The organism is Pseudomonadota bacterium (assembly GCA_039714795.1).
Lineage (GTDB): Bacteria > Pseudomonadota > Alphaproteobacteria > JAGOMX01 > JAGOMX01 > JBDLIP01.
The window spans coordinates 1-8,723 of sequence record JBDLIP010000076.1 but is presented as its reverse complement, the minus strand read 5'-3'; the positions used below and the strand labels follow the sequence as shown (position 1 = coordinate 8,723).

The window sequence follows — 8,723 nt, the reverse complement described above, 5'->3', positions numbered from 1 at the left end:
CGGGTCGAATAGGCCTTTGAAAGGCTTGAGCCGTATGCGGTGAAAGTCGCACGTACGGTTCTTAAGGGAGCCGGGGCCGGTAACGGTCTCGGCTTACCTAACGGCGGTGTTGTTGCACCACCCTGCCACGCTTACCTTTGCAGGTTAGTCCTATTTTTTGGCAAACGCAAGCATAAATCTTTAACTATTTCGTATTTTGCGGATCAACCCATCCAATGTTCCCATCCGAGCGAAGGTACACCATATTAAGACCCCCATGGGATTTGTTATAGAACAACATAGCGGGCTCTTGTGATAAATCAAGTTGCATGACCGCATCACTGACTGTAATCGTTGGAACTTCAGCTTGAATTTCGGCGATAATAGGAGGCGAAGCGTCTTCTTGAATCGGCGCTTCTTCAGCTGTTTCTCCAGGCTGAATCACATAGTAGGGGACCATCTGTTTTTCGCGTCTGGTGCCATGGTGCTTGTGGTAGGCATCCAAGCGCCCCTTATGACGTCTCAAACGCTTTGACAAGTTGTCCGATGCACCGTCGAAACTCGTGTGAGGATCGATGGCCAGGCAATGACTACGCATAACAACCCCTGCTCCCAGGTGTGATGTAATGTCTGATCGAAATTGATGCGCCTCTTTTGACAATTGCACCTTGACTTCAATGGGGTCAATATTGTGCTTGCCATGAAGGGCTTTAAGCACTTTGTTTACATGATTCTGAAACGCTTCCCCAACATCGACTTGAATACCACTAACCGAAACTTGCATGACAATAGTCCTTTCTGCTCTATTTACGAACCCCTCTTGATACCCATGCTAACCCAAAATGTCGAGTTTTGCGGTAGCGAGAAGCGCACAGTTTACACTAGTAAATGCACACTTCGAGCGCATCAGAAAACCGACAGTTTGATTCAGCCTCAGTATGTTTCTCCATTATAAAGCATATGAGCGGGAGGGGAAGCAATTTAATTTTCAGACTCTTCGTTTGTTTTTGCTTTTGCAACTCCTACCAGGGCAGGCCTTAACAAACGACCGTGCAAGACGTAACCAGACTGTATCATCTGCACAATGGTCCCGGCTGGCTGTTCATCAGATTCGATTTCAAACATAGCTTGGTGAAAATCATGGTCGAATTTCTCGCTCATAGGAGAGAGTTGTTGGATGCCGTGTTTTTGAAAGACTGACAACAATTCTTTTTCGGTCAGTATCACACCCTCGATCAACGATTTGGTCTCAGGTGTACTCTCAACAGCTTTGTCCTTTGCAATATTTTCTAAAGCCCGCCTTAGGTTGTCAGCCACCGTAAGCAAATCACGAGCAAAGCTGGTAATTGAATATTTAGCAGCCTCTTCTTTATCTTTGGCCGCACGCCGGCGTACATTTTCAGTTTCCGCTAGAGCTCGCAGTAATTGATCCTTTATCAAAGCAACTTCTGTTTCTACATCTACATCTACATCTGGAGCTTCAGTGGCACCCTCTTGGGCATCTTCTTCCGATTCATCAATGCTTGTTTCAAAAATTTTCTCAGGGTCTAGGGGGTCGTTCAAATCGGTCATTGGTTTTACCTTGGGTTAAAAATCACAGGTGCGTACACCCGTATGGAAGTATAGCTTGGAATCCTGCTTGAAATATAGTAAAACTCACCTCAATACGTCAATCAAGAATTGGATTTAAATGATGAGCCTAAGACCTTCAAAACGAGCTGTTGATGAGCTAAGAAAAATTGAATTTGAACTGGGATATCCCGTACATGCTGAAGGAGCCTGCATTGCTCGCTTTGGTAATACGCACGTCATGTGCACGGTAACGATTGAAGAAAAATTACCGCCTTTTCTGCGAGACAAAAAGAAGGGCTGGATTACGGCTGAATATGGCATGCTCCCGTGCTCCACTGATCAAAGAGTGACTCGAGAAGCAACTCGCGGTAAACAATCTGGACGCACTCAAGAGATACAGCGTTTGATTGGCAGATCTTTGCGTGCTATTACAGATTTGAAAGCACTTGGCGAAAGACAAGTGCGAGTTGACTGTGATGTTTTGCAAGCAGATGGGGGCACCCGCACAGCAGCAATAACTGGTTCTTACATAGCCCTATGGCAAGCCCTCCAGGGTTTGGTCAAGGCAGGTAAATTGAAAGAGCTACCGCTAACCGATCAGGTGGCAGCCATTTCCTGTGGAATTTACCAAGGAACCCCGGTGCTTGATCTTGATTATACAGAAGACAGTTCAGCAGAAGCAGATGCAAACTTCATTATGACGCAAAAAGGCGGTATTGTTGAAGTGCAAGCAACAGCTGAAACGTCTCCCTTTTCCCAAGAGCATTATCAAGGAATGTTTACGCTTGCAAGCAAAGGAATCAGTGAGTTGATTCGCATGCAAAACAGAGCGTTTGCCAAAATCCTGACAGATACGAATGTCAAGCTTGTTGCAAAATAAAAAAATTATCCTGGCCTCTCACAATCCTGGAAAGATTAAGGAATTTCAAGATTTACTTGAGCCTTTGGGGATCGTATTGACCCCGTTGGATTCTCCAGAACACGAAGCTCCTGAAGAAACCGGGGCAACGTTTCGGGAAAATGCACTGATAAAGGCTAAACATGCAGCAGAGCATCAAAATTGTTTGGTATTGGCTGATGACTCCGGTCTTGAAATTGAAGTCCTAGATAATCAGCCGGGGGTTTATACAGGTCGCAGGTATTATGAAGCTGGAGGACTCCAGCAAATCGCTGAGAAACTCGAAAAAGACTTGCGACCTTTTACCAATAAGAGAGCGCGCTTTGTTTGTGTGTTGTGCCTTTATTATCCGGACGATACATTTGAGTTTTTCGAAGGACATGTTGAAGGGCAGATGGTTTTTCCGCCTCGCGGGAATAACAGCTTTGGCTACGACCCAATTTTTCAACCCCTAGGGCACCAGCGCACGTTTGCTCAAATGCCGGCAGCAGAAAAACATGCTCTAAGTCATCGAGCCAAGGCAGTAGACCAGCTAATCAGAGCGCATCAATAATAATGCCTCAAGCACTGAGTCTTTATATTCATTGGCCATTTTGTCTTTCTAAGTGCCCCTATTGTGATTTCAACAGCCATGTGCGAGAGCACATTGATCATCAAGCGTGGCTTGCGGGATATCTCAAGGAACTCCGGTTTTATGCAGGTACGTTGCCGCATCAAACCATAAAGAGTATTTTTTTTGGCGGTGGGACACCTTCATTGATGGATCCCAAAATTGTTGAAATTATCCTAAATGAGGTGACACAGCTTTGGTCCTTGCCCAAAGACCTAGAGATTACTCTCGAAGCCAACCCGCAAACGGTTGAAATCGGTAAATTTAAAGATTTTCATGCCGCTGGCATTAACCGAGTCTCCTTGGGCATTCAATCATTAGACGATACTGAACTTAAGTTTTTGGGCCGCTTGCATGATGCAACGCAAGCAATGAAAGCAATCACTGTAGCTAGACAAGTTTTTATGCGTTATTCGTTGGATTTTATTTATGCGCTACCAGGACAATCTCCTAAAAAATGGCAAGCTTCTCTGGCACAAATAGCTCCGTTGTTGCAAGGTCACATCTCAGCTTATCAGTTGACGATTGAGCCTGGCACAGCCTTTCACACACTGCATCAACGCGGTGAGTGGACTTTGCCAGATGAAGAAATCTCAGCCCAGCTCTATGAGATGACCCGAGATGTTTTAGGACAACACGGTTTTCAGGCTTATGAAATCTCTAACTACGCACGCACAGGTGGCAAATCGCAGCACAATTTGACCTACTGGCGCTATCAAGATTATTTAGGAATTGGCCCTGGAGCCCACGGACGTTTGACAAAACAGGGGCAAAAATATGCGACCTACAATCATAAAGCCCCTGAGGTTTGGTTGGAAAAGGTAGGTCAATCTGGATTTGCCACCAAGAAAACCGAGGTTCTGTCCTCTACAGAAAAAGCAAAAGAAATGCTGATGATGGGCCTGCGACTTGAAGAGGGAGTGCAGCTTGAACGATTTAGAAAAGAGACAGGACACCATTTAGAGCAATTCTGCGTGCCTGAATCACTTGCTTCTCTCAAACAAGAGGGACTGATAGAACTGGACACCCAGGTTTTGCGAGCGACTCAACAGGGAAGGCAGCGTTTGAATGCCGTGTTGCCATACATGTTGCCTTGATCATAACCATTTAGCGCACCAAAGCAGTGTCATCTGTTAGCGCCCTACCCATTTAAACAAAACAATCTAAAGAATCATCTATAAAATCGCGGGGTAGACTTTTGTAAAATCGCGATGTAAACTTCTATAAAATCGCGGGATAGACTTTTGTAAAATCGCGAGGTGAACTTTTGTAAAATTGCGGGATTTTTTAAGCATGACGGATCAATATCCACGTTGGCAAAAACATCAGGTCCAATATGCTTTGGGCAAACGGCGTGTTGTTCTTCTGGCAGGGGCACGACAGTGTGGTAAAACGACCCTTGCAAAAAAGCTGTCATCTTCTAATGATACCTATCGAACCCTAGATATCCAGTCGTTTCGGGAAGCAGCAGAGATAGATCCGCATGAATTTGTGCATCATACCGATACAACGATGATTATTGACGAGGTCCAGCGAGTGCCTTCTTTGTTGCCAGCTATTAAAAAAGTTGTGGATGACGACACAAGGCCTGGTCAGTATTTGCTGACAGGTTCTGCAAATATACAAGCTTTACCCAGCGTTCGAGAATCCCTGGCAGGTCGTATACGAAAAGTTCGTTTGCGTCCTCTTGCGCAAGGCGAAATTTTAAAGCGGCAACCGAAGTTTTTTGAGCATGCATTTCAGCAATCTTTTGATTTCAAATTCGATGTTTATAATCGGGAGCAAACACTACAGCTTGCTTTTCGAGGTGGGTTTCCAGAGGCCGTTCTTCTTGAGGGAAAAGATCGCCAACAATGGCATCAAGACTATATTGAAGCCCTTCTGGAGCGTGATTTACAGGACATTACGCGAATTCAGCGCCGAGAGGCTATGGTAGAACTCGTTAAAATTCTAGCTGCGTGGTCAAGTAAGTTCATGGATATCTCTGCAATTGGTAGTGGACTCTCAATTCGTCGTCCGACAGTTGAATCTTATATCAATGCCTTAGAGGCTCTCTACTTGGTTGAAAAGGTACCCGCATGGGTGAGAACCGATTATGCAAGGGTTGGTAAGCAAAAAAAGCTTTTTTTTGCAGATAGTGGTCTGATGTCTTCCCTCCTTAACTGGCGTGCCGAGAACCTGCGTTTTAATTCATATCGGATTGGCAAGCTGATTGAAACATTTGTATTTAATGAATTATCTGCCCAAATTGATTCCAATAATGGAGAGTACAATATTTTTCATTATCGAGATCGGGAACAAAGGGAGATTGATTTTATCGTCGAGCGAGAAGATGAGTCTTTGTTAGGAGTTGAAGTAAAGGCAAGCAGCTCAATCGGCAGAAATGACTTCAAACACCTAACTTGGTTTCGAGAAAATGTTGCAGGGCACCGACCGTTCGTTGGCATTGCTTTATATTCAGGCGAGATTCCGCTGTCTTTTGGCAAAAATTTGTGGGGCATTCCCTTTGGTATGCTTTGGCCCCAATGATTGAAATTCCAGGAAAAAAGCAAGTTGCTAACTGTGCTGACATGTAAAATTGGTGCTTGACGTTAACATAATTTGGTAGTAGAGAATATCGAATCGATCTAGCACTATCTAATCTGCAACGCTCTTTGATACACCTCACGCCGGGGCAATCCAGAGATATCTGCAACTAAATTTACTCCATCACGCACCGTTGTTTCTTTCAAAACGATCGCCAGCAGTTCGTCTAATCGGTTGTTATCGGATTGCGGAAAAGTCCGGCTGTCCACGAGCACAATGACTTCACCCCGAGGAGCTCCAACCCTTTCGTAATGCTGAATCAGATCAGGCAGCGTGTCTGTGCGCACCTCTTCAAACTTTTTCGTCAATTCCCGTGCCACACAAGCTTGGGTGTTTGGCCACACATTCTGCATACCCTGTAATGAGGCAAGCAACCGTTTTGCGGTTTCAAAAAAAATCAGCGTGCCATGATGTGGATTAAATTGCTCGAAAAAAGACTGCCGTGCCTGTGATTTGGTTGGAATAAACCCGGCAAAACAGAAGCGATTTGTAGAAAGGCCTGAAAGTGTAAGGGCAACAATGGGAGAACATGCACCTGGCGCACTGGTTACCGGAATGCATTTTGCATAACACGCCTTTACAAGTTGATAACCAGGATCAGCAATCAGTGGCGTACCTGCATCACTGACAAGCGCAATGCTTTGCCCCTCTGCAAGCATCTGCAATAATTTTGGTCGTACTTTGGGCGCATTGTGGTCATGGTAGGAAAAAAGCTTTATATCAATACCATAATGATGCAGCAGTTTCTGGGTAACGCGAGTGTCTTCACACGCAATGACATCGACATTCTTGAGCACTTCAAGTGCATGCAATGTGATATCTGCAAGGGTACCAATGGGTGTTGCTACCAAATACAGCCCAGTAAAATGTTTACTTTTCTTGTCTAAATCGTTACCTTGACTCATAACTAAACCCGTGGAAGAAAGGAACGAACCTTGTCTCTTCTTTTTAGAAAAATTTTTTCATCTCTGATTCTATTGAGTGCCCTAACTTTGGCCGCTTGTCAAACCACAACACAACGCAACAGACCAACATCTGATGGTAGCGCTCCAATTTCGGTTGAAAAGCTTCCACCTCGGACTCTGCATCAACAACAAACCATGTCAGGGATTACCCAACAAGACAAGATGCGAGTGGCGATCCTGTTGCCACTGACAGGAACAAATGCGCAACTGGGACAAGACCTCCTCGCTTCTGCACAGATGAGTTTGTTTGATCACGGCAGCAATCAACTTGAATTAATGATTCACGATACCCAAGGCACACCAGCCCAAGCAAGTGCTGCTGCTCAACAGGCTTTGCATGAAGGCGCCCAACTGATTGTTGGGCCTCTGTTTTCCCAAGAAGTAGCTGCAGTAAAGGCCATCGCCTCTCAAGCAAATGTCCCTGTATTAAGTTTTTCAAACAACCAAAAGGTTGCTGACAGCCAAGTGTTCATTCTTGGGTTTGACCCTAGTGAACAAGTCAGAGAAATTATTTCTGTTGCTGCTGCCCATAATATTCGCAATATTGGGGCCCTGCTGCCAGAAAATGCCTATGGAGATTTGTTGCAGGATGCTTTGGTGCAAGCTGTCGCTCACAATGATATCCGCATTGAAGCGATTGCCTTTTACCGTCCCGGAACATCTGATTTTTCTGCCCAGGCCATCAAGCTGAGGAATATTCCCTTACAGGGTTTGTTTGTTCCTGAAGGCGGGGACACCCTAAAGTTGGTGATATCCTCACTGCAATACAATGACGTTGACCTCACGCAGGTCCGCTTGCTGGGAAGCGGACAATGGGATACGCCTCAAACTTTTACAACAAGCTCTGCACGAGGGGGCTGGTTTGTTGCCCCAGCACCGTACAAGCGCGCACAGTTTGAGCAAAAATTCCGGACCCAGTTTGGTCACAGCCCTCCTCGCATTGCCACGCTGTCCTACGATGCTATGTCGCTGGCAGCAATCTTAAGCCAAACACGGCAGGGAAATTCATTGATGCTCTCCGAGCTCACGCAACCAAGAGGTTTTGATGGTATTGACGGCACGTTTCGTCTAATCCCGAATGGTTTGGTTGAAAGGCGACTGGCAGTCCTAGAAGTTGCCAATCATGGAGTTAAGGTCGTCTCACCAGCAAAAGCTGAGTTTTAATCATTCCACAAAACGGTTCAGCAAACATTGAAAAAAATGGTATACCCGTGCTGAATCAAAATGTTGATTCAGCTTCAGTCTAGGAAAAACCTAACGTGAATAATACTCAATAACCAGGTTTGGTTCCATCTGCACCGGATAAGCAACCTCTTCAAGGTTAGGAGTCCGGACAAACCGTCCCTTCATTTTCCCATGGTCAATCTCGACGTATTCGGGAACTTCTCGTTCTGAAGATTGTACGGCTCCAAGAACAACTGGATTATCGTGCATTCTTGAGCGCAATTCAATTTCATCGCCTTCTCGCACCCGATAGGATGGGATCGTAACGCGCCTACCATTGACAAGGATATGACCATGGCTAATTAATTGGCGTGCTGAAAATACGGTTGGGATGAGCTTCATCCGGTAGATGACGGCATCCAGGCGCCGCTCGAGCAAACCGATTAAGTTTTCACTGGTATCGCCGCGCTTTTGCTCAGCCGTTTGATACAGGTTACGAAACTGGCGCTCGTTCAGATTACCATAATAACCTTTAAGCTTTTGCTTTGCAGCCAGCTGCAAGCCATAGTCTGAAAGTTTACGAGGCTTTTGACCTTGCTCTCCAGGACCATAGTTACGCTTATTGTATGGACTCTTGGGGCGCCCCCACAGATTTATTCCATAACGACGATCAATCTTGTATTTAGCTTGTATGCGCTTTGTCATTCACGTGTTTTCCAAATTCGATAGAGATGTATACCTTAGGGTCGAAAATATAACAAATACAGTGATTTTGTCAACCTTCTTCTACCATTTTGCAGCCCCTCCCGCTGGAAAATAATTTGATTCGTCCATTTTCTCCGGACAATACCCAACAACCGCATCTTGTACGTTAAAAAAAATTAGTTCAAAATCAAAGGCTATGTTAAGTATTTATTGTTTCAGATCACAGATTTAACATGAACAGGAG

The 8,723-nt window shown here is 45.1% G+C and carries 9 protein-coding genes; 5 read left to right on the top strand and 4 right to left on the bottom strand.

Features of this window, described 5'->3' with window-relative positions:
- Positions 1-184: 184 nt before the first annotated feature.
- Entirely contained in the window at positions 185-763 is a 579-nt protein-coding gene (gene raiA / locus ABFQ95_06085; protein MEN8237094.1) for a ribosome-associated translation inhibitor RaiA, read from the bottom strand.
- Positions 764-960: 197 nt separating this feature from the next.
- The gene (gene grpE, locus ABFQ95_06080; GenBank protein MEN8237093.1) at positions 961-1,551 is read right to left on the bottom strand and encodes a nucleotide exchange factor GrpE; all 591 of its coding nucleotides are present in this window, start codon (positions 1,549-1,551) and stop codon (positions 961-963) included.
- A gap of 121 nt (positions 1,552-1,672) precedes the next feature.
- Here grpE and rph point away from each other — a divergent pair, with 121 nt between their 5' ends.
- From rph to ABFQ95_06060, 4 genes are all read left to right on the top strand, one after another.
- Positions 1,673-2,431 carry a ribonuclease PH gene (rph, locus tag ABFQ95_06075; GenBank protein ID MEN8237092.1) on the top strand — a complete coding sequence of 253 codons (759 nt, stop codon included), beginning with the start codon at positions 1,673-1,675 and terminating at the stop codon, positions 2,429-2,431.
- The gene (gene rdgB / locus ABFQ95_06070; protein ID MEN8237091.1) at positions 2,409-3,002 is read left to right on the top strand and encodes an RdgB/HAM1 family non-canonical purine NTP pyrophosphatase; all 594 of its coding nucleotides are present in this window, start codon (positions 2,409-2,411) and stop codon (positions 3,000-3,002) included. The genes rph and rdgB overlap by 23 nt, the downstream gene beginning before the upstream one ends.
- Before the next feature lie 2 nt (positions 3,003-3,004).
- A complete protein-coding gene (hemW, locus tag ABFQ95_06065; protein MEN8237090.1) occupies positions 3,005-4,156 on the top strand; it encodes a radical SAM family heme chaperone HemW in 1,152 nt (383 codons plus the stop codon).
- A 196-nt stretch (positions 4,157-4,352) separates the two neighbouring features.
- Positions 4,353-5,588 (top strand): ATP-binding protein, encoded by a 1,236-nt coding sequence (locus tag ABFQ95_06060; protein MEN8237089.1) that lies wholly within the window; start codon positions 4,353-4,355, stop codon positions 5,586-5,588.
- A gap of 104 nt (positions 5,589-5,692) precedes the next feature.
- On the opposite strand, the gene rsmI is transcribed toward ABFQ95_06060, so the two are convergent.
- Positions 5,693-6,550 carry a 16S rRNA (cytidine(1402)-2'-O)-methyltransferase gene (gene rsmI, locus ABFQ95_06055; GenBank protein ID MEN8237088.1) on the bottom strand — a complete coding sequence of 286 codons (858 nt, stop codon included), beginning with the start codon at positions 6,548-6,550 and terminating at the stop codon, positions 5,693-5,695.
- A gap of 30 nt (positions 6,551-6,580) precedes the next feature.
- Here rsmI and ABFQ95_06050 point away from each other — a divergent pair, with 30 nt between their 5' ends.
- Positions 6,581-7,774: a penicillin-binding protein activator gene (locus ABFQ95_06050; GenBank protein MEN8237087.1), complete on the top strand. Its 1,194-nt coding sequence runs from the start codon at positions 6,581-6,583 to the stop codon at positions 7,772-7,774.
- A 90-nt stretch (positions 7,775-7,864) separates the two neighbouring features.
- Here the strand turns inward: ABFQ95_06050 and rpsD are convergent, their stop codons facing one another.
- The gene (gene rpsD / locus ABFQ95_06045) at positions 7,865-8,479 is read right to left on the bottom strand and encodes a 30S ribosomal protein S4 (GenBank protein MEN8237086.1); all 615 of its coding nucleotides are present in this window, start codon (positions 8,477-8,479) and stop codon (positions 7,865-7,867) included.
- Positions 8,480-8,723 lie beyond the last annotated feature (244 nt).